Consider the following 19,712-nt stretch of genomic DNA (forward strand, 5'->3'; position numbering starts at 1 on the left):
GCTTCGCGGCACGCCTGAAGTCGCGAAATCAGCGGAGGCCGAGGCCGGCGACGGCCTCGACGATCGTCCTGCGCAACCAGACATGCCGGGGCGCATCCTGATGGCGCGCGTGCCAGGCGAGGCTCATCGTGACGCCGCCCAGGTCGAGCGGCGGCTGCGCCGTCACGAAGCGCCGCATGTCGGCTGCCGTGCGGGCCAGGCTCGACGGCAGCGTCATGACGAGGTCGGACCTCGCGGCGATCTCGACGGCCGCGAAGAAGCTCGGCACGCGCACCTTCACCCGGCGCTGCCTGCCGGAGCGCTGGAGTACCTCGTCGACCCACGCCCGGCCGATACCCGTCGTGCTGACGACGACATGATCGAGCGCGAGGAACCGTTCCAGCGTGAGCTCGGCGCCTGCGGCGGGGTGCTCGGCCCGCATCAGCGTCACGAAGTGGTCTTCGTAGAGACTGCGCTTCCGGATCCCGGCGGGCGCATCCTCGACGAGCCCGACGAGCGCGTCCGCGGCGTCGCCTTCCAGCGCCTCGAGCGGCTGTCGTCCCGGCGGTATCACCTCGAGATCGACGGAGGGGGCATGCGCCGCGAGGCTTGCGATGAGCCGGGGAGCGAGCACTGCTGCCTCGAGGTCGAGCATCAGCAGGCGCACGGGTCGGGTCTCCCGCATCGGATCGAACGCCCTGCCGTCGAGGAGCTCCCCGACACCTTCGAGCGTGCCGCGCAGTAGCGGACGCATTTCCTCGGCGCGCGCGGTGAGGACGTATCCGCCGGGCCCGTCGGCGAGAAGCGCGTCGGAGAAGAGCGCCCGCAGCCGCGCGAGCGCGCGGCTGGCGGCGGGCTGGCTCATGCCGAGCCGCATCGCGGCGCGCGTGACGCTGCGCTCCTCGATCAGCGCCGCGAGCACCACGAGCAGGTTGAGGTCGACACGTCTCAAATCCACTTCACGCATGACGATAATACATATCATGCATTCGACGCATGACGAGGCCCGATCTACCCTCCGGCACATCAACCAAGGGAGATCTGCATGTACGTCGTGCTTGGAGCAAACGGGCGAGTGGGCGGCGAAACCGCCAGGGCTCTCATCGCCTCGGGAAACGCCGTTCGCCTCGTCCTGCGACGGCCGGAGCAGGCTGAGAAGTGGGCGGGAACGGGTGCCGAGATCGCCATCGGCAGCATCGAGGACGGGTCGGGCCTCGTCGAAGCATTGCGGGGGGCGTCGGGCGCGTTCCTGCTCATGCCTCCGCCCGTCGAGGGCGATCCGTTCAGGCGCGCCGACGAGCTCGGAAGCGCGCTCTCGGAGGCCGTGCGGCGGGCCGAACTGCCGAGAGTGGTGGCGCTGTCCTCCGTCGGCGCCCAGCACGAAACGGGCACCGGCATCATCGCGACGCTCAACCGGTTGGAGAAGCACCTCACGGGAGCAGCGCCGTCCCTCACCTTCCTGCGGCCGGGATATTTCGTCGAGACGTGGAGCGAGGTGGTGCAAGCTGTGCTCGCCGAGGGCGTGCTTCCGACCTTCCTGGAGCCGTCCCTGAAGATCCCGATGGTGAGCACGACCGACGTGGGCCGAACCGCCGCCGGTCTCCTCGGCGACGGCGTCACCGGCGCGCGGACCGTCGAACTGCGGGGGCCGGACGACTGGAGCGCGAACGACGTGGCCGCCGCCTTCGGCCGGGCCCTCGGCCGGCCGGTGACGGCATCATTCATTGCCCCCGAGGCCCGGACAGCCGTTCTCGCCCGAGCGGGCGTCCCTCCGGCGATCGCCGAGGCGCTGCTCGGGATGTACGACGGCATCGCCGGCGGAAGGGTCGAACATGCCGAGGGCGCCGAACGACGCCGCGGCTCCGTCGCGCTGGACGACGCGGTCTCGAGGATCGTGCAGAGCGTCGAGGCCGAGGCACGAGAGCCCGCGGCCTGAGGCCCGCCGAGGGCTCGGGAAGGGAGGGAGCCCTGGTGAGCGGCCGGCAAAAGGAGCCGGTCGTGGGTCCCCGAGCTGCGTCCCAGATGAGGATCGGCGGACCGGGGCACTTGCCTCGACGTCCGCCAGAGGGGAAGATCGCTGCACCTGCGACGCAGCGCGCCGCCCCCGCCCGAACGCCTTCTCGACCGCGGAAATGTCCTCCGAAAGCCCGACCTCCTTCGATCTGCGGGCGCTTTCGGGCGCCGAACGCTTCGAAATGTGGAGCACGCTGGTGCGGCCGCTCTTCGACGTGCGGCTTCCCGACGGCAGCGACGTCGAGACGTTTCGTGGCGAGGCCTCGACCGTGCTGCTCGGCGACGTCGTGATCGCCCGCACCTCCGGGGACGGCCAGCACTTCTCGCGGACATCGGGCACGATCCGGGACAGCGGCTGGGACCATCTCGTGATCCAGTGCTACGACCGGGGCGCCTATGCCGGCGACCTCGCGGGCCAGGAGGTGGTGGTCGGGTCCGGCGAGATCGGCGTCCTCGATCTCGCGCGGCCGTTCGAGACCTTCGCCAGCGCCTTCTCAAACCTCACGCTCGTCATCCCGCGCGAGAAATTCGTCTCGTTGCGGCCATCGGGCATCCACGGCCTCAAGGTCGACGGCACGCGACCTCTCGCACGGATCATCCGGGCGCATATGGGCTTCATGGCGGCGGAGGGGCATCGTCTCGACCTCGCGGAGGCTGCGGCCTGCACCGACGCTCTCGTGGCCCTGGTGACCGGCGCGGCGACCGCCGATGCCCCGCCGGGCGTGCGTGCGGCGGCAGCGGCGAGCGCACGGGCGACGGCGCTCGACTTCGTCGACCGCAATCTCGACAGTCCTGGCCTGTCGCCGGACCGCATCGCCGAAGCCTGCGGCATCTCGCGGGCCACCCTTTACAGGATCCTCGAGATGGATGGCGGCATCGCCGCCTTCATCCGCGACCGCCGCCTCGCGAGGGCTCTCGATCTCCTCGCCGGCGGCGCGGCCGAGCGGCGGTCGGTCGAGCGCATCGCCTTCGACGTCGGCTTCACGAGCGCGGCCCATTTCTCCCGCGCCTTCAAGGCGAGGTTCGGGGTTCGCCCGAGCGACGTGCCGGAGCTGGCGAGGGAGGGCGCCGCCGTCGTCGCCGCCCTGAAGGCGGACACCCGGGCCGCGCGCTGGCTCGCCGACATGCGCGCGCTGCGCGCCAGCCTCGGCTAGAACGGGCACCGGGCCAGAGCTTGGCGGGGAGGGCCCCCCGACCCTCCCCCCGCCTAACGCGCCCGGCGGAGCGGACAGAGCTCCCCGGTCGCGATTGCGTGCCATCACCAGCGCAAGACGACGGACGCGTTGAGCGACTGCTCGGTCAGCCCGTCGCGTGCCTCGACCGCATAGGCCGCGACGGCGGAGAAGCGGTCGTTGGCCGCGAACTCCAGCCCGACGGTCGCGAGCAGGGCATCGGCGCCGATCTCGGCGCCGGGTGCGTCGAAGGCCGCGTCGAGGACCGCGTGCGGGCTCGTGCGCGCGATGTCGAGGAAGTCGTGCCGGTAGGCGAGCGAGAGCCGCGGCGTGAAGCGCCCGCTTTCGCCGAGGTCGAACCCGCGTTCGGCCATGAGGCCGAACGTCACGTGCCCTTCCTCGTAGGTCTTGTCGTCCACGGCGAGGGCGAAGGCGCCGCTCTCGGAGAGGCCCTTCCGCTCCATCGCCCGGTAGCCGAGCGTGACGGTCGGCAGGAGGGTCGCGAGGTCCGTGTCGAAACGCTGGCCCGCGTGAGCTTCCACGAAGCCGCCATTGCCGTCGGTGGAGCTGGCGAAGGAGCGCCCGAAGGCATGCCGGCGGACGTCCCACTCGACGTGGGAGAGGCCGGCCCTGAGCCCCGCCTCGAACTGCGCGACCTGCCCGGAGAGGTAGATCGCCGCATGCAGCGCGTCGAGATCGGCGCTGCCGTGGGCGCCGTCGACCTCGCTCGTCTCGTAGGAGACCGCCCCGCCGGCGGCGTAGGCCTCGCCGACATGGTCGACGCCGAACGTGAAGGCGGTGGCGCCGCCGTCATGGCCGGCCGTGCCGCTGCCGACATCGCTCGAGCTGCGCTTCGCCCGGCTCCAGAAGTCCGTGGTGCCCGGCGTCCGCGCCACGTCGAGGGCAAGCTGGCCCTGGCGAAACGCGACGGCGTCCGCGAACCGCCCGACCGAGCGAACGCCCTCCTGGCCGGCGGCGACATGGATCGTGCCTGCTGCGGCGTCGAGGTTGGCCGCGAGCGCGCCGGCATCCGCCACGAGGTAGAGCGGGTCGAAGACCGAAGCCTCTGACGCGTCCGGACGGACGCCGGCCGCAGGACGCGCCTCGTCGAGCGCGCCGCCGAAGGCGCGGGCCGCCGCCGACTGCGCGGCACCGAGCGCCGAGAGGTCGCCGTAGGAGGTCGGCGTGTTGACGAGCGACAGCGCGTCCGGGGTATAGATCACGTCGAACCGCGTGCCCGGCAGCAGGCCGGCTGTCGGCTGGTCGAGCCGGTCGAACGATCCCGTCACCCGGCCTTCCGGCGCGTAGGCGACTACGAAGGTCTGGCCCAGCGACGGGGTGAAGCTGTTCGTCGCGTCGCCCGTGATTCCGCGAAGGACCGGCGCCAGGGTGCCGCTCGCCGTGAAGGTCGAGCCGTTGCCGGTCAGCACGATCAGGTCGTGGTTGCCGGCCCCGGTCCCGGCGCGGGGGCCGTCGACCTCGATGCGTGTCGTCGCGGTGCCGGCGAGCGTCACGTCGCCGGTGACGAAGAGCGTGCCGGGGGAGAGGCCGGGCGAGAGCGTGCCGGCGACGTCGACGTCACCGACCACGAGGCCGCCGCCGCCGAGCGTGCCGTCGATGCCGACCTGCATCCGGAGCGTCTGGAAGACGGAATGCACGTAGAGGGCGCCGTCCTCGATGATCGTCTCGCCCGCGAATTCGACGGGCTTCGCCACGTGCAGCTCGCCCGACCCCTCCTTCGTCAGGCCGCCCTCGCTCGTGAAGCCGAAGAGCCAGCTCCGTGCGCCCTCGACGTTCGCGACATACTGCCCCGTCGACCTGGGATCGATGCCGAGCGGACCGGAGAGCGCCCGGTCGAGCCGCAGGAGGCCGTGGCCGTAGACCGCGTCGACGCCTTCCTCGCCGAGATCCTCGGCCGTCTCGAAGAGGATGTCGGTCAGCTTGCCGGGGGAGAAGTGCGGGTAGGCCTCTATCAGGATCGCGACGGCGCCCGCGACATGCGGCGCGGCCATGGACGTGCCGGCGGAGTAGCCGTAGTCGTCCGTCGGGTAGGTCGAGTAGATCGGCCGCTGGAGCGGGTTGCCGTTCTCGTCCCTGTCGATGCCGCCGCCCGGCGCGGCGATGCACCACTCCGCGGCGACGCCGCAGCGGTTCGAGTAGGCCGTGATCTCCTTCTGCGCGTCGACCGCCACGACGACGATGATGCGGCCGTACTCGGCACCGGTCTCGGCTTCGTAGGCGGCGATCGCGTCTGGATGGAAGTCGCTGAAGTCGAGGTCGAGCCCGGTCTCGTCGACGAAGATCGGCGCTCCGGCGGAATTCGTCGCGCCGGCATTGTCGGGCGAGATGAAGGGGTAGAGGCCGATGCCCGTGGGATTCTCGGCGAGCACCGGCGCGTCGATATACTCGTTGCCCGCCGCGACGACGAAGATCTTGCCGCTCTCGACGAACTCCGCCAGCGCCTCAGCCTGCTGCGCGTCGTCGAGCGTGATGCCGCTGGTCGTCTGCCCGACCTCGGAGAGGGGGCCGAAGGACCCGTTGGCGACCTTCACGTCGTCGAACTGCGCGAGATAGGCGATCGCGTCCGCCGTCGTGTTGCCGGTGGGCGAGATGTAGCCGCAGTCCTCGCCGCCGCTCAGGAGCGCGATCGGGCCGCAATATTGCAGCGCCGCGATCGGCACCATCTCGTCGATCTGCTCGACATATATCTCGCCGTCCTGCGGGATCGCCTTGATGGGCAGGATCGTGGCGCCCGGGGCGATGCCGACCATGCCCTGGCCGTCGCGCGCCGCGGCGATCGTGCCGGCCACATGGGTCCCGTGGCCGTCCGTGTCGTCCGTCGCATCGCCCGGTTGGCCGAAGATCTCCTCGAGCGTCGTTTCCGCAGTGATCGCCTGGAGATCGGGATTGACCCAGTAGAGATAGCTCTGGCCGCGCGGATCGATCCGCCCTTCGAGCTCCGGATGGACGCGGCCGTCGGGGCTCTGGTCGAAGCCGCTGTCGATCACGCCGACCACCACGCCGGCGCCGGTCAGTCCGAGTTCGTGCGCGGCTTCGGCGCCGATCAGGTTGTAGCCGTAGTTGCGCTGCTCCTCGGTGAGCGCGTCGAGATCGGCATCGGGGCGGGCGCCGGGAGGCAGCGCGGCGCCGGCCGAGCGGGCGGCGATCGCCTCGGCCGTGCCGGCGGCCTTCGCGATCTCGGCCGACAGGCCGGGCGCGATGGCGTTCGCCCGCGCGACGATCTCGGCGGAGCGGAACGGCGTCAGCCGGACGTTCTCGAAGACGGAGGCGACGAAGGATCGCGTGCCGTGCGCCTTAGCCCGGGCCAGGGCATCGGCGACGGGAGAGGCCGACAGCTCCTCGGCTGGCTGGGCCGCCGCGGGCAGGGCCCCGGCAGAGATTGCAGCCGCGGTCATCGCGGCGATCGACACGGACAGGAAGAAGGGCGCAGCAATGGCGCGCCGGACACGCGACGACGTCTTCATGAACCTCGGAAGTCCCCCCATTGGCCATCTTCCAGAGGCGAAGATGGCGAAGAATGCCGCTTCTATAGGCGAAACGAGGGGTCCGGGCTTGACTATGCGTCTCAGAAAGCCGGGCGCGAGGAAGAACAGGCAGCTGTTGCGGATGAAGCACAGCGGGGGCGGGGGCTCCGTCCCGGCATGGCCGTGAGGGGCAGCCGGGGCGTCGTCGGAGATCGCCGCCGTCCGGCTGACGGCGATCTCGGCCTTGCGCGGAAATGCTAGCCCGCGTAGGCCCTCGTCTCGCTGCCGCCCGGTGCGCTGACGGGGAAGCCCTCGTCGGAGTACTGGTGCAGCTTGTTCCTCAGGGTCCGGATGGAGATGCCGAGGATGTTGGCCGCATGCGTCCGGTTGCCGAGGCAATGGTCGAGCGTCTGCAGGATGAGGTCGCGCTCGACCTCGGCGACGGTCTTGCCGACGAAGGCGCGCGCGGCCGCCTCGGCCGCCTGGGCCGCGCGCGAGGCGGGGTCGTTCTCGCCGAGGCTCGACCCGTCCGGCAGGACGAGCGCCTCCGGCCCGATCGTCTCGCCGGTGCGCAGAAGCACCGCGCGGTGGATCGTGTTCTCGAGCTCGCGCACGTTGCCGGCCCACCGATTGGCGGTCAGCGCCCGGCGCGCCTCCTCCGAGAGGCGGCAGTCCTGCACGCCGTTCGCCTCGCAGTACTTGTGGACGAAGTGCTCGGCGAGGGCGAGGACATCGGCTGGGCGGTCGCGCAGCGGCGGGATCTTGAGGTTGACGACGTTCAGCCGGAAGAACAGGTCCTCGCGGAAGGAGCCCTCGCGCACCGCTTCGGAGAGATTGCGGTTCGAGGTCGCGATGATGCGTATGTCGACGGCGACGGGCTTCGTGCCGCCGACCCGGTCGATCACCCGCTCCTGGATCGCCCGCAGCAGCTTGGCCTGAAGCCTCACGTCCATCTCGGAGATCTCGTCGAGCAGGAGCGTCCCGCCGTTCGCCTCCTCGAACTTGCCGATGCGGCGGGCGACCGCGCCCGTGAACGCGCCCTTCTCATGGCCGAAGAGCTCGCTTTCCAGGAGGCTCTCGGGGATCGCGGCGCAGTTCACGGAGATGAAGGGCCTGTCGGACCGCTTCGACTTGCGATGGAGGAGGCGGGCCATCACCTCCTTGCCGGTGCCGCTCTCCCCGGTGATCAGGACGCTCGCGTCGGCGGGAGCGATCTGCTGGGCGAGGCGGACGACGCCCGCCATCGCCTCGTCGCGATAGACGAGGGAGTGGGTCTCCTCCGCGACGGCGGCGAGGACCGCAGCGATCATCTCGGGGTCGGGCGGGAGAGGAATATATTCCTTCGCGCCGGCCCTGATCGCCGCGACCGCGGAGCGGGCATCGTTCTCGGTGCCGCAGGCGACGATCGGCACGTGGATCCGCTCGAGCTCGATCCGCGCCACGAGATCGCCGATGTCGAGGGCGACGTCGACCATCAGAAGGTCGGCGCCGCGCCCGCCGCGCAGCGCCTTCATCGCCTCGTCGAGGCCGGACGCATGCATCACCGAGGCACCGCGATCCATGGCGATGCGCGTCGCCGCGGAGAGCTGCCCCCGCAGCGTGCCGACGATCATGAGCCTCATCGTGTTCTTCCTCCGTCCATTGGGTCGTGCCGGTCGCGGTCGTTCAACCGCGCTCGTTCTTCACGATCTCCGTCATTGTGATGCCGAGCTTGTCCTCGACGAGCACGACCTCTCCGCGGGCGACCAGTCGGTCGTTCACGTAGATGTCGACCGCCTCGCCCACCTTGCGGTCGAGTTCGATGAGGCGCCCCGCCTCGAGCCCCAGGAGCTCGGAGACGCCCATCCGCGCACGCCCCAGTATTGCCGAGACGCGCACCGGGACGTCGAAGATCGCCTCGAGGTCCGCCGCCGAGCGCGGCTGGTCGTCGTCCTCGCCGAGTGTCGGTCGAGGCTCCTCCATCGTCGCCGTGTCGCTCAGATCGCCGAACGGCTGCTCGTCATTCTCTGCCATCGGCTGTCCCTTCCTTCATGTCGTCCTTCCGCGCCGCGCCCCGCGTGGCGAGGTAGCGCCCGACGGCGTCGTCTATGTCGGCCTCGATCTTCGCCCGCTCGCGGACGGCGCCGCCGTCGGCCCAGTCGATGCGGCCGTCGCCGGGCGCGACGTCGGGGTCCGGGAGCACGACGACGCGTCCGCCGAAGCCCTTCTCCGCGACGATCTTCGAGACGTTGCCCCGCAGGATCTCGGCCGCCTCGTCGTTCACGCGGATCACGAGATGCGGCGCGTCTCCGGCCCACTCGACGCACGAGCGCAGGAGGGCCTCGACCTCGACGGCCGGCTCCTTGTCGATGAGCGTGGTGCAGAGCTTGCGGGCGACGCCGACGCCGATCTGCACCGCCTCCTCGGACGCTTCGCGCTCTTCCGCATCCCGGCGCTCGAGGAGGCTCGCCAGCGACTTGACGAGGGCGGCCGTCGTGTCGGCCACGCGCTTCTCGACCTGGCCCAACGCCTCGCGCTTGCCGGCCTCGCGCCCTTCCCGGCGTCCTTCCTCGCGGGCGGCCGCGACGGCGTCGTCGAGCGTCCGCTGGTCGAAGGTGGGCGCGGGCGCCTCCTTCTTCTTCGGCGCGGTGTCGATCGCGAAGACCTCGTCGAAGAGGTAGCGCTCGGCGGATCGTGCCATTGTGGGCGCCTCAGTAGACAAGCTCGTCTTCCTGGTTGTTCTTCGCGATCACGATTTCGCCCTTGGCGGCCAGGTCCTTCGCGAGATTGACCATCGCCATCTGCGCCTCGTCGACCTCGCGCAGGCGCACCGGCCCCATCACCTCCATGTCCTCGCGCAGCATCTGGGCGGCGCGCTGCGACATGTTGGAGAAGAAGAACTCCTTCAGCTTCTCGTTCGCCCCCTTCATGGCGACCGCCAGCTTGTCGCGCTCGATCCCGCGCAGGAGCGTCTGGATGCCGGCCGCGTCGAGCTGGGCGAGATCCTCGAAGGTGAACATGAGCGCCTTGATCCGCTCGGCGGAGTCGCGGTTGTGCTCCTCGAGGGTCGAGAGGAAGCGGGCCTCCGTCTGGCGGTCGAAATTGTTGAAGATCTCGGCCATCCGCTCGTGCGGGTCGTGGCGCTGGGTCTTCGCGATGTTCGACATGAACTCGCTGCGCAGCGTCTGCTCGAGCCCCTCGATGATCTCGCGCTGCACCGACTCCATGCGCAGCATGCGGTTGATGACCTCGAAGCCCAGCTCGGGCGGCAGGATCGCCAAGACCCGTGCGGCATGGTCGGCCCTGATCTTCGACAGGATGAGCGCGATCGTCTGCGGGTACTCGTTCTTGAGGTAGTTCGCGAGGACCGTCTCCGGCACCTTCGTGAGCTTCTCCCACATGTTCCGGCCGGCGGGACCGCGGATCTCCTCCATGATCATCTGCACCCGGTCCTCGGGCAGGAACTGGAGGAGCAGGCGCTCGGCCGCCTCGTCGTTGCCGATGACGGCGCCCGCCTTGTTCATGTCGAGCACGAACTCCGCGAGCAGGCGCTCGATCGTCTCGGCCTGGACCTTGCCGAGCTTCGACATGGCGATCGTCACCGTCCGGACCTCGTCCTCGTCGAGGTCCTTCAGGATCAGCGACCCGGTCTCGGGGCCGAGCGCGAGGAGGAGGGCGGCGGCCCTGTCGGCACCCTTCAGCTCCTGCGATCCCGTCGGGGCCGGCAGGCGGGTCGAGATCGTCGCGAGCTCCTGGCTCATGCTGCCGCTTCCTCGTTGATCCAGTTGCGCACGATGCTGACGGCCTCTTCCCGGTTCTGTGCGACCATCTCCTGCACGCGCATCACCGCCGCCTGCTGAACCTCACCCGCGATCTCGGCCATGGCGACCTGGTCCATCGCCGGGTCCCTGCTGTCGGGCGGCGCGAGCTGTGGCAGCCCTGCGGAGGCGTGGGCGAGCTCGGGCAGACCCTCCGCCTGCTGCGCCAGCTCCTGCTCGTCGGGCGCGAGGATGCGCCGGACGAGCGGACGGGCGACGAAGAGGACGACCAGGATGCCGATGAGGCCGAGGATCGCCGTCTCGATGATGCGCATCACGTCGGAGCGGGTGAGCTCCGGCAGCCAGCCGTCGTTCTTCGGCGCAAGAGCCAGCGTCGGCGGCTCGGCGAAGCGCAGGTTCACGACCTCCACCCGGTCGCCGCGAGCCTCGGAGAAGCCCACCGCCGAGCGCACGAGGGCCGCGATCCGCTCGAGCTCCTCGGGGCTGCGAGGCTCGTAGACGACATCGCCATCGGGGTTCTGCGAGTAGTTGCCGTCGATGACCACGGCCACTGAGATGCGGGCGACGCGGCCGGCTTCGGTCGTCTCGACCTTCGAGGTCTTCGAGATCTCGTAGTTCACGACCTCTTCGGTGCTGTTAGCCGATTCCCGGTCGGCCGCGCCTGCACCCTGCTGCTGCCCTGCGGCGGGCAGCTCGTTGCCGACGGTGACGCCATCGGCGGCGGCGCGCTGGTTGTCGCTCTGCTCCTCCCGCGTCTGCGTCGACCGGATGACGCGACCGTCGGGATCATAGGTGTCGGACTGCGTCGTCACACGGGCATGATCGAGCTCGGTCGCCACCTGAACGCGCATGCGGTCCCGACCGACGACGCTCGAGACGATCTCCTCGACGTGGCTGCGGACGCGGCGCTCGAGCTCGACCCGGCGCTCGTCGAGCGCGGAGGCGGCGAACATGTCCTGCGCGACGGTGCCGTCCGCCAGGAGCCGACCCGTCTCGTCGACGATCGACACGCGGTCGGGCCGCATGCCCTTGACCGCCGAGGCGACGAGGTGGCGGATCGCGCGGACCTGCGCCGTCTCGAGCTGCCCCCGCGAGCGCACGACGATCGAGGCGGAAGGTTCCGGCTGCTCGCGGGAGAAGAGCTCGCGTTCCGGCAGGTTCAGGTGGACGCGGGCTGAGCTGACCCGCTCGAGCGCCTGGATCGTCCGCGTCAGCTCTCCCTCGAGCGCGCGGACGTGGTTGATGTTCTGCACGAAGCTCGTCGTGCCGAGGCCGTCGGAGCGATCGAAGATCTCGTAGCCCACGCCGCCGCCGGAAGGCAGGCCGCTGCCGGCGAGCTCCATCCGCAGCCGAAGCACCTGCTCCTCGGGCACGAGGATCGTTCCGCCGTTGCGATTGAGCTCGTAGGCGACCGCCTGCGTCTCCAGCCTCTCGATGATCGAGTTGGCGTCGCGGGTGTCGAGCTCGGTGTATAACGGGACCATGACCGGCGCCGTGAGGCGCAGGATGAGGAAGGCGAAGAAGCCCGCAAGCGCGACCGCGACGGCACCCATGGCCGCCAGTCGCGCCGCACCGAGCGACTTCAGAAAATCGAGTACACCCCCCACCGGAAAGTCCCTGTGCCGTTCTGCTTGCCGACGCCCCAGGGAGCGACTTTGTGCGCTCCGCTGGGCAGAAATTTCCTATCGCGTGGTGAATAAATGGTTAACGCGGAACGGGCGTCGGAACCTTCCCCTACGGTTTCCGAGGGTTTGAGCCGATTTTCGTTCTTTCACCGCGGCAGATCCTGCCGGGTTCGTTAACGGGAAGGCGCCCTTCGTTAACGAATGCTGAGACGGGAGGCTCGCAGGGCGCGGTGGCGAAGCCGTCGGCGGGTGTCGCAGGCGCCCGGCTATCGGCTGATCGAGGCGGTGCCGACGACTCGCACCGGCTCCGGGCCGCCGGTGCTGAAAGCGTCGGCGTCACCGGGCTCACGCCTCGCCGACTTGTCGCGATCACGGAAAGAAAAAGCGCCGGTCGCGATCGCGCCGGCGCTCTTGCTTCGACAGGTGGAACGGCTCGGCTACTGCCGGTACTGCTGGATGCGGGTCGCACGCAGTCCCGCCAGGCCGTGGCGGTCGATCGAGGCCTGCCAGCTCAGGAACTCCTCGACCGTCAGGGTGTAGCGGCTGCAGGCTTCCTCGAGGCTCAGGAGGCCGCCACGCACAGCGGCGACCACCTCTGCCTTCCGACGGATGACCCAGCGCTTCGTCGTGGGCGGCGGAAGATCTGCGATCGTTAACGGGCTCCCGTCCGGCCCGATGACGTATTTCGTCCGCGGCCGATACTGCTCCGACATCGACACTCTCACAACGCGATACCAATCACGGCGTGAAACTATCGGTGCGCGTTTAAGAATTGCCTAAGCGAATGGTGGGCAAATCGTTAACATACATAGCGAATTCGCCTCAAAACGAGACTCGTGGCTGCTGCATCACGACTGGCTCACCGACTGCACGTTCGAGAGCGGGACGCCCCGGTCTCCGGAAAGCAGCACCGGCTCCGATCCGGAGAAGTCGACACCGTCGATGAGGGCCTGGACCGCCACGGACACCGGGATGACCGTGTTGCTGTCCGTCCGGGCATCGACCGTCAGCGTGTAGTAGCCGTCGCCCGCAGTGCCGCCGTTGCTCGTCGTTCCGTCCCAAGTGAAGGCGTTGGCGCCCCGCTTGACCTCCCGGACCTCCTCGTAGACCACGGCGCCCGTGTCGTCGCGGACGGTGAACGTGGCCGTCTCGGCGGCGGCACCCGCGCTCACCTGCCATTTCGCCTGTCCGTTCGCGAGCGAGGTCGATGCGGACTGGACCGTGATCGTCTTGCCGATGAAGCTCGTCGCCGCCGTCGCCGCATTGACCGACTGCATCTGGATCAACGCTTCCAGATTGGCGTTCGACTTGATCTGCTGCTCGACGCCCGAATACTGCACGAGCTGCTTCGTGAACTCGTTCGCGTCGAGCGGCTCCATGGGGTTCTGGTTCCTGAGCTGGGTGGTCAGGAGCTTCAGGAAGGTGTCGAAATTCGCATTGAGCGTCGCGCCGTCGGAGCCCGACTTTGCTGGCGTCATGGCGTTCGAGATGCCGCTGAGAAACATGGTCAGTCTCCTTCTGCCGACCCGCTAGATGCGCAGGTCGAGCCCGCTCTTTGCCGTCCCACGGCTGGCCTGTTGCGGCTGCGATGGCGTTGTCTCTTCGGTGAAGTCGGACGGGCGATCGCCTCCAGGCGACTGCTCGGCCGTTCCGTCATGCGCTTGTCTGCCGTGCCCGCCGGCGAAGCCGCCCTGATCGCGCAGCTGGAAGCTCAGCCCGTCGCGATCGACCGTGAAGCCGCTCTGCGTCAGTGCCCGCTCCAGTGCCCTCGCGTCCCGCACCAGCGCTTCGAGGGCATCGGGGCGGTCGACGACGAGGTTCGTGGACACCCGGCCGTCGCGGTGGAATTCGACTCGCACCTCGACCCGGCCGAGCTCCGGCGGATCGAGCAGGATCTCGAATGTCTTGCGGCCGGCTTGGACCTCCCGTCCGATCGTCAGGCCCAGGGCGGCCGTATCGAGGCGTGGCGTCTGCGAAGGGGTCGCCGGCAAGGCATGGCCAGGGTGGCCGAGCCGGATCGGAGCTTCTCCGACCGCGGCTGCCGCCGCGGTGCCGGCGGTGCCCAACGGCCCGGCGAGCTGGGTCTGGCCGAGCTGCGACGGCATCGGCTCCGCCGGCGGCATGCGGGCCACCCCGTCTCCGGCGGCGGACGGCTTGAGGCTCGCGTCGAACGCCATGTCGTCTGACTTGCCTGCCAGGGCAGGCTTGGCGCGTGCCGCAGGCGCCGACGCGCTGCCAGCCTGCGTGTTCGTCCGTGCCGCAGCCTCCGCCGAAGCTCCTGGCCTCTGTCCGCCCGCGGCGATGAGCGGGGCGCCTCCTTGCGGGCTGGATCTGCCCTCCGACAGCGGCTTGTCCGTGCTCTCCGCACCGCGAGCCTGTGCGACGCCCGGTCTCGCCGGGGGCACCAGGCCGGCCACGGCGGCCATGCCCGAGAGGACGGTCGTGCCGACGGCGGATTGGCCACTCGCGGACGACTGTGCGGCCGGCTTGGCCACCTCGATGCCTGACGAAGCCAGACCCTGTCGCGCCGGAGGCGCCGACGGCTCGGCGACGTTGATCGCGAAGGGCCTGACGGCACCCGCCATGATCGGAGCTTCCCGTGTACCCGAAGTGCCGAGGCCGAGAAGCTGTTGGCGAAGGGTCGCCGGCGTCCTCGCCATGCCTGCCGGCGTGACGCCGGGAGCGGCAAGGGCCCGGTCGGCGGTCCTTGGGGCCTGCGCTGAGGTCTCGATCCCGCCGGCTGCGGCGAGCTCGGCGAAGGCGAGTGAGAGCGGCCGGCGCGGCGCGTTCGTCACCTCCGCACGCATCGGAGGTGTAGGTACCTGCTGTGCCCGCCGAGCCATACCGTCCTGATTGATCGGCCCAGGCGCCGCTCGAGCGGGCGCGCGATCCTGCTCCCGTGAGGCCCCAGGGCTGACCGCGGTCGCCGCGGTGCCGTTGCCTTTTGGCGCAAAGCCACTGACGTCGGCGGGCTCGGCAGGCGCGGCCGCGGCCTGCCGCTGCATGGCCGGCTCGGGCGCATCCGCCAGGGTCGCCGCGGCATCCGATGTGGCGGTGAGAGGAGCGGTGGCGCCCGTCGCGCCGGGCATCGCGGGATGCGACGCCTTCACGGCGGCCTCGGTCAGCTTGCCGTCGATCTGCGGCGCCTGGCTCGAGGCATCGGCCTGCGCAGGCGTGAGCGGGCTCGCCGGCGTCGCGCGCTGGACGGCCGGCCCGGCCGTATCAGCCGAGGCTGGGGTGGCATCGGGCGTGGCGATCAGTGGGGCGGTGGCGCCCGTCGCACCGGACGTCCCAGGATGCGGCGCCTTCACGGCGGCCTCGGTCGCCTTGCCGCCGATCTGCGGGGCTGGGGGCGAAGCCTCGGCCTGTGCGGGTGTGAGCGGGGTGGCCGGCGTCGCGCGCTGGACGGCCGGCTCGGCCGTATCAGCCAAGGCGGGGGTGGCATCGGGCGTGGCGGTGAGCGGGGCGGTGGTGTCCGTCGCACCGGACGCCTTCGCAGTCTCCTGAACGTCGACCGCCATCAGCTTGTCGGCCGCACGGGGCAGGCGCGCGTCCATGCCGGAGGGGACGGCGGGCGTGATCGCAGATGGTGTCCTGGCCGGCTCGCCTCCGCGCACTGTTTTCAGGTCGGGGCTCGGAACGAGGGGGCGCGCTGCCGCAGCGCCCTCACGTCGCTCCATTGCCGCTTCCGAAGCTCCGTCCGAGGCGGCGGGACGGGGCGCGCTGTCGGTGGAAGCAGGGTCGACGACGGGCCGGGGCGTGGCCGACTTCACCGGCAGTGATGCGTCATCGGCCCGCGCAGTATCCCTGCTGCCGGCCGTCGGCAGGCTTTCCGCGTGGCGTGGCTGGCGCGGCGGAGCCGGCGTGTCTTCGGGCGTCTGCGGGCCGTTCGCGCCGCGGCCTGCCGTCGGGGCGAGGGGGCTTGCGCCACCAGTCGTCGGCGCGTCCGGCATCGCGGGATCGGCAATGACCTTCAGGACCACGCCATCCGGCAGGGCCGGTGACGGGACCTGGGCGCGGCTCTGGGCAGCATCGGCCATCGGGGAATTTACAGAACGCACATCCGCGCCGGCGGGCGCCTGCGCGGCTGCGGGCGCTCGACCATCCGGCTGACCCTGTTCACCGGCTGAGGCGGCTCGATCGGGGCGCGGAGGCTGCGCGGCCGGAGAGGCGGCAGGCATCGACGGATCGGCCGCGGCCGCGGCCGCCATCGGCTGGGATGAGGCCGGTTGTGCGGTCTTCGCGGCGTGCGGGGAGGTCGCCTCGCGACGCGCGGGCTCGACACCCTCGGGGGCGGCATCGGATCCCGTCGAAGAGGCGACGGATGTGGCAGGGCGCTGTGGCACGGCCGGGGCGGCCGCCACGGGGCCGACGGGAGTGCCGGGACGCGGCGCCGTGGCGGGGGAGGCCGCCGCGGCGGTGTGCGGCTGCGCTCGAACCTCCTCGGCGGAGGGTGTCGCGGTGGTCCTCGCCACCCCGTCCGCGGCCGGCAATCGCACTGACGGCTCCGCGACCTGCCCGGATGCCTCGTTGGTCCGCCGTGGGCCGTCCTGTTCCTCCGCGTCTGGAGCGATCGACCCGTTCGTCACCCGGCTCGGTGCCCCGTCCGCAATGGAGGCGGCATGAGCGGCGCTCTGCGCGGCCATCTGTTGCAAGGGCGATGCGGAGGGCAGGGTCGCAGGCGTGCCCGCTAACTGATTTGCACTCGCGGCTTCCGTCCAGAAGCGTCCGGCGTCTCCGCGGGCGCTCGCGGACAGGCTCTCGCCGCCTGCCTGCGCACGCGCCGTAGTCGAATCGTCCGTGGCCGGCGCAGCGGGAGTGTTCTTGTCGCCGCCTGCTGCCGGGGCCGGACTGCCGGCATCCGCGTCTGCGACAGGGGGTGCGGGGAGAGCGCCGCCGCTTCGGCCAGCCGCCGGCGAGGGACCCGGCGATCCCCCCGCGATCGGGCCTCTGGTCTCGGGTTGCGACTGCCCCAGAGGACCACCCCGGGTCGGAAGAGGCGTTCCTGCACCGGTGTCGGCGCCCTTCTGCGGCGCGCCCTTGAGCGGACCGGCCGGCGGCGTCCCGGGGAGGGGGAGCGGCTCGCTGCCGTCGGGCGCGGTGGCATTGTCCCGATCGGCTGGAGCGACCGCCGGGGACAGCGGACGGTCGGCTGGTCGCGGCTTCTGCCGTTCCGTCGCCTCGCTCTCGTCGCCGTCTTCGTCGTCGGGACGCTCCGTCCTCGCCACCAGCGCCTCGTACTGGGCCTGCGCCACCACTGCGGCAACCCGCGTCCGCGCGTTCGTGCTAACGCCTGCGGCGGCGGCCTCTCCAGCGAGAAGAGCGGCGGGAGAGGCGCTTGCGCGGATCTGCGAGGGCGAGGCGGGAAGGCGCGGGTCAGGGTCGGCCGCGCTGGCCGAGAGAACGTCCGCGAAAGCACCGTCTTCCGCCTGCTCGGGCGACCGCACCTGAGAACTGCCGCCGGAAACCGAGGAGACGAGAGACGCGAGCGAAGGAAACATCATCTACCGGGCACTTCACGAGTCGCGCCAGATTGCGGCGCGGGAACAACACCTTGTGCCCAGCAATCTTCGGGCCAACATGGGAGCGACAGGCGGGGACAGGGTTTCGGAGCCGTGTGCCTTGAAGCATGGCACCCTCCTGTGCGATGAAGCGCGGCAAAACTTGCCGCCGGCCCTGCAGTCTTTCCGCCGTGAGTTCGGCGGCGTCCGGCGACGGCGAGAAGCCGTATGGCAGAACCGACATGACCGACGTGAACATCGACCTCGAACTGCCCGTCCCGCGCGAGGAGGCGCGGGTCGTCGTCGCCATGTCCGGCGGCGTCGACTCGAGCGTCACGGCGGCACTCCTGAAGGCGTCCGGCTACAACGTGGTCGGCGTGACGCTGCAGCTCTACGACCATGGCAGCGCGACGCATCGCTCCGGCGCCTGTTGCGCCGGCCAGGACATCTACGACGCCCGCCGCGTCGCCGCGAAGCTCGACATTCCGCACTACGTTCTCGACTACGAGGCGCGGTTCCGCGAGGAGGTCATCGACCGCTTCGCCGATTCCTATCTGATGGGCGAGACGCCGATTCCTTGCGTCGCCTGCAACCAGTCGATCAAGTTCCGCGACCTCCTCGAGACGGCCAGGGATCTGGGCGCCGATGCGCTTGCGACCGGTCACTACATCGCGAGCCGGGGGCGGCCGGGCGGCGGCCGGGCTCTCCACCGCGCGCGGGACGAGAGCCGGGACCAGAGCTATTTCCTGTTCGCGACGACGTCGGAGCAGCTTTCCTTCCTGCGTTTCCCGCTCGGCGACATGGAGAAGGCGGAGACGCGCGAGTGGGCGCGGCGCTTCGGCCTCGACATCGCCGAGAAGAGCGACAGCCAGGACATCTGCTTCGTGCCCACCGGACGCTACAGCCAGGTGATCGCGCGGCTGCGCCCCGGCGCGTCGACGCCCGGGGACATCGTCCATGTCGACGGCCGCATCCTCGGCCGCCACGAGGGCATCATCCACTACACGATCGGCCAGCGGCGCGGTCTCGGCGTCGCCACCGGGGAGCCCCTGTTCGTCGTCGATCTCGACGCCGGCTCGGCGCGGGTGGTGGTCGGGCCCCGCGAGGCTCTCGAGACGCGGCGTATCTTCCTTCGGGACGTCAACTGGATCGGCGACGGAGCGCTGTCGTCAGGGCGTCACGAGCTCCATGTGAAGGTGCGCTCCACGCGGGCACCGGCCCCTGCGTGGCTCGAGGTGGCCGATGACGGCCGGGTGACGGTCGAGCTCGCCGAGGGCGAGGCCGGCGTGTCGCCCGGGCAGGCCTGCGTCTTCTACGAATCGGGAGCGTCGCAGAGCCGGGTTCTCGGCGGTGGCTGGATCACCGGAACCCGATCCGCGTTTCCCCGCGTTACCGAAGTGGCGTTTCCGCGCGAGCCCGCCGCCGCGCGCTGAACGCTTAGCGACTTGTCTTGGGCGGCGGCCGAGAGGGAAGCCAGGTTCCGACATGACCGAATCCCGGCAGACTGAGTCGCGCGCGGCCGAGCATCACATTCATCTGCAGGCGGACGACGTGCGCCGCGTCTACAAACGTTACGCGCCGATCTACGACGTCTTCTTCGGCAAGATCGTGGACACCGGGCGGAAGCAGGCCTGCGAGCACGTGAACAGCCTCGGTGGTCGCGTCCTCGAGGCGGGCGTGGGCACGGGGCTCTCCCTGCCGATGTTCGGCCCCGACGTGAAGGTGACCGGGGTCGACCTGTCGGGCGAGATGCTCGAGCGCGCACGGCAGCGGGTCGCGCGGGAGGGTCTGACGAATGTCGAGGAACTCCGCGAGATGGACATCGCCGCGCTCGACTACCCCGATGACAGCTTCGACGTGGTCGTCTCGATGTACACGATCACCGCCGTGCCCGATCCCCTGAAGGTGATGGCCGAGTTCGAGCGCGTCTGCCGTCCGGGTGGCGAGGTGGTGCTCGTCAGCCATTTCAAGTCCGAGAAGGGCCTCTATCAGCATGTCGAGGCGCTGATGGCGCCGCACGGCAAGAAGCTCGGATGGCATCCTGCGATGCCGGTCGAGTACATCATGGGGCAGCCGAACCTGACGCTGGTCGAAACCCGCCGCTTCAGGCCGTTCGGCCTCTTCTCCATGCTGCGCTTCAGGAAGACCGACTCCGAGGCGCCGGAGCCGCTGCACTGAG

14 protein-coding genes are annotated in these 19,712 nt (G+C 70.4%); 4 read left to right on the forward strand and 10 right to left on the reverse strand.

What is annotated here, in order from left to right; translation table 11 throughout:
• Positions 1 to 28: 28 nt before the first annotated feature.
• Entirely contained in the window at positions 29 to 946 is a 918-nt protein-coding gene (locus tag N177_RS18440; RefSeq protein WP_023433930.1) for a LysR family transcriptional regulator, read from the reverse strand.
• A gap of 78 nt (positions 947 to 1,024) precedes the next feature.
• Here N177_RS18440 and N177_RS18445 point away from each other — a divergent pair, with 78 nt between their 5' ends.
• Positions 1,025 to 1,915 carry an NmrA family NAD(P)-binding protein gene (locus N177_RS18445; RefSeq protein WP_023433931.1) on the forward strand — a complete coding sequence of 297 codons (891 nt, stop codon included), beginning with the start codon at positions 1,025 to 1,027 and terminating at the stop codon, positions 1,913 to 1,915.
• Positions 1,916 to 2,111: 196 nt separating this feature from the next.
• Entirely contained in the window at positions 2,112 to 3,146 is a 1,035-nt protein-coding gene (locus N177_RS18450) for a helix-turn-helix domain-containing protein (protein WP_023433932.1), read from the forward strand.
• 104 nt (positions 3,147 to 3,250) lie between these two features.
• On the opposite strand, the gene N177_RS18455 is transcribed toward N177_RS18450, so the two are convergent.
• The 9 genes from N177_RS18455 to N177_RS18495 all read right to left on the reverse strand — a co-directional run bounded on the left by N177_RS18455 (position 3,251) and on the right by N177_RS18495 (position 15,589).
• Entirely contained in the window at positions 3,251 to 6,649 is a 3,399-nt protein-coding gene (locus tag N177_RS18455; protein ID WP_152527963.1) for a S8 family peptidase, read from the reverse strand.
• A gap of 257 nt (positions 6,650 to 6,906) precedes the next feature.
• Positions 6,907 to 8,271 (reverse strand): sigma-54-dependent transcriptional regulator FlbD, encoded by a 1,365-nt coding sequence (flbD, locus tag N177_RS18460; RefSeq protein ID WP_023433934.1) that lies wholly within the window; start codon positions 8,269 to 8,271, stop codon positions 6,907 to 6,909.
• A 43-nt stretch (positions 8,272 to 8,314) separates the two neighbouring features.
• Positions 8,315 to 8,662 (reverse strand): flagellar motor switch protein FliN, encoded by a 348-nt coding sequence (gene fliN / locus N177_RS18465; protein WP_023433935.1) that lies wholly within the window; start codon positions 8,660 to 8,662, stop codon positions 8,315 to 8,317.
• A complete protein-coding gene (locus tag N177_RS18470) occupies positions 8,649 to 9,329 on the reverse strand; it encodes a FliH/SctL family protein (RefSeq protein ID WP_023433936.1) in 681 nt (226 codons plus the stop codon). Before N177_RS18470 ends, fliN begins: the two co-directional genes overlap by 14 nt.
• Positions 9,330 to 9,339: 10 nt before the next feature.
• On the reverse strand, positions 9,340 to 10,389 hold the full coding sequence (gene fliG, locus N177_RS18475) for a flagellar motor switch protein FliG (RefSeq protein WP_023433937.1): 1,050 nt from the start codon (positions 10,387 to 10,389) through the stop codon (positions 9,340 to 9,342).
• Positions 10,386 to 12,014, reverse strand: a complete 1,629-nt coding sequence (gene fliF / locus N177_RS18480; RefSeq protein ID WP_023433938.1) for a flagellar basal-body MS-ring/collar protein FliF — start codon at positions 12,012 to 12,014, stop codon at positions 10,386 to 10,388. Before fliF ends, fliG begins: the two co-directional genes overlap by 4 nt.
• Positions 12,015 to 12,469: 455 nt before the next feature.
• Positions 12,470 to 12,745, reverse strand: coding sequence for a CtrA inhibitor SciP (sciP, locus tag N177_RS18485; protein ID WP_023433939.1), 276 nt, complete (start codon positions 12,743 to 12,745; stop codon positions 12,470 to 12,472).
• A gap of 135 nt (positions 12,746 to 12,880) precedes the next feature.
• Complete coding sequence (locus tag N177_RS18490) at positions 12,881 to 13,537, reverse strand: flagellar hook assembly protein FlgD (RefSeq protein ID WP_023433940.1); 657 nt, start codon at positions 13,535 to 13,537, stop codon at positions 12,881 to 12,883.
• A 24-nt stretch (positions 13,538 to 13,561) separates the two neighbouring features.
• Positions 13,562 to 15,589, reverse strand: coding sequence for a flagellar hook-length control protein FliK (locus tag N177_RS18495; protein ID WP_040486162.1), 2,028 nt, complete (start codon positions 15,587 to 15,589; stop codon positions 13,562 to 13,564).
• Positions 15,590 to 17,775: 2,186 nt separating this feature from the next.
• Here N177_RS18495 and mnmA point away from each other — a divergent pair.
• Both mnmA and N177_RS18505 read left to right on the forward strand, forming a co-directional pair.
• Positions 17,776 to 18,966, forward strand: coding sequence for a tRNA 2-thiouridine(34) synthase MnmA (gene mnmA / locus N177_RS18500; protein WP_040486163.1), 1,191 nt, complete (start codon positions 17,776 to 17,778; stop codon positions 18,964 to 18,966).
• A 52-nt stretch (positions 18,967 to 19,018) separates the two neighbouring features.
• Positions 19,019 to 19,711 (forward strand): class I SAM-dependent methyltransferase, encoded by a 693-nt coding sequence (locus N177_RS18505; RefSeq protein WP_023433943.1) that lies wholly within the window; start codon positions 19,019 to 19,021, stop codon positions 19,709 to 19,711.
• The last annotated feature ends 1 nt before the right edge of the window (position 19,712 follow it).

It is taken from the genome of Lutibaculum baratangense AMV1 (assembly GCF_000496075.1).
Classification (GTDB): domain Bacteria; phylum Pseudomonadota; class Alphaproteobacteria; order Rhizobiales; family Tepidamorphaceae; genus Lutibaculum; species Lutibaculum baratangense.

Coding starts and splice junctions, on each gene's coding strand:
- N177_RS18440 (WP_023433930.1), bottom strand. CDS start 946: ATGCGTGAAGTGGATTTGAGACGTGTCGACCTCAACCTGCTCGTGGTG.
- N177_RS18445 (WP_023433931.1), top strand. CDS start 1,025: ATGTACGTCGTGCTTGGAGCAAACGGGCGAGTGGGCGGCGAAACCGCC.
- N177_RS18450 (WP_023433932.1), top strand. CDS start 2,112: ATGTCCTCCGAAAGCCCGACCTCCTTCGATCTGCGGGCGCTTTCGGGC.
- N177_RS18455 (WP_152527963.1), bottom strand. CDS start 6,649: ATGAAGACGTCGTCGCGTGTCCGGCGCGCCATTGCTGCGCCCTTCTTC.
- flbD (WP_023433934.1), bottom strand. CDS start 8,271: ATGAGGCTCATGATCGTCGGCACGCTGCGGGGGCAGCTCTCCGCGGCG.
- fliN (WP_023433935.1), bottom strand. CDS start 8,662: ATGGCAGAGAATGACGAGCAGCCGTTCGGCGATCTGAGCGACACGGCG.
- N177_RS18470 (WP_023433936.1), bottom strand. CDS start 9,329: ATGGCACGATCCGCCGAGCGCTACCTCTTCGACGAGGTCTTCGCGATC.
- fliG (WP_023433937.1), bottom strand. CDS start 10,389: ATGAGCCAGGAGCTCGCGACGATCTCGACCCGCCTGCCGGCCCCGACG.
- sciP (WP_023433939.1), bottom strand. CDS start 12,745: ATGTCGGAGCAGTATCGGCCGCGGACGAAATACGTCATCGGGCCGGAC.
- N177_RS18490 (WP_023433940.1), bottom strand. CDS start 13,537: ATGTTTCTCAGCGGCATCTCGAACGCCATGACGCCAGCAAAGTCGGGC.
- N177_RS18495 (WP_040486162.1), bottom strand. CDS start 15,589: ATGGACGCGCGCCTGCCCCGTGCGGCCGACAAGCTGATGGCGGTCGAC.
- mnmA (WP_040486163.1), top strand. CDS start 17,776: ATGACCGACGTGAACATCGACCTCGAACTGCCCGTCCCGCGCGAGGAG.
- N177_RS18505 (WP_023433943.1), top strand. CDS start 19,019: ATGACCGAATCCCGGCAGACTGAGTCGCGCGCGGCCGAGCATCACATT.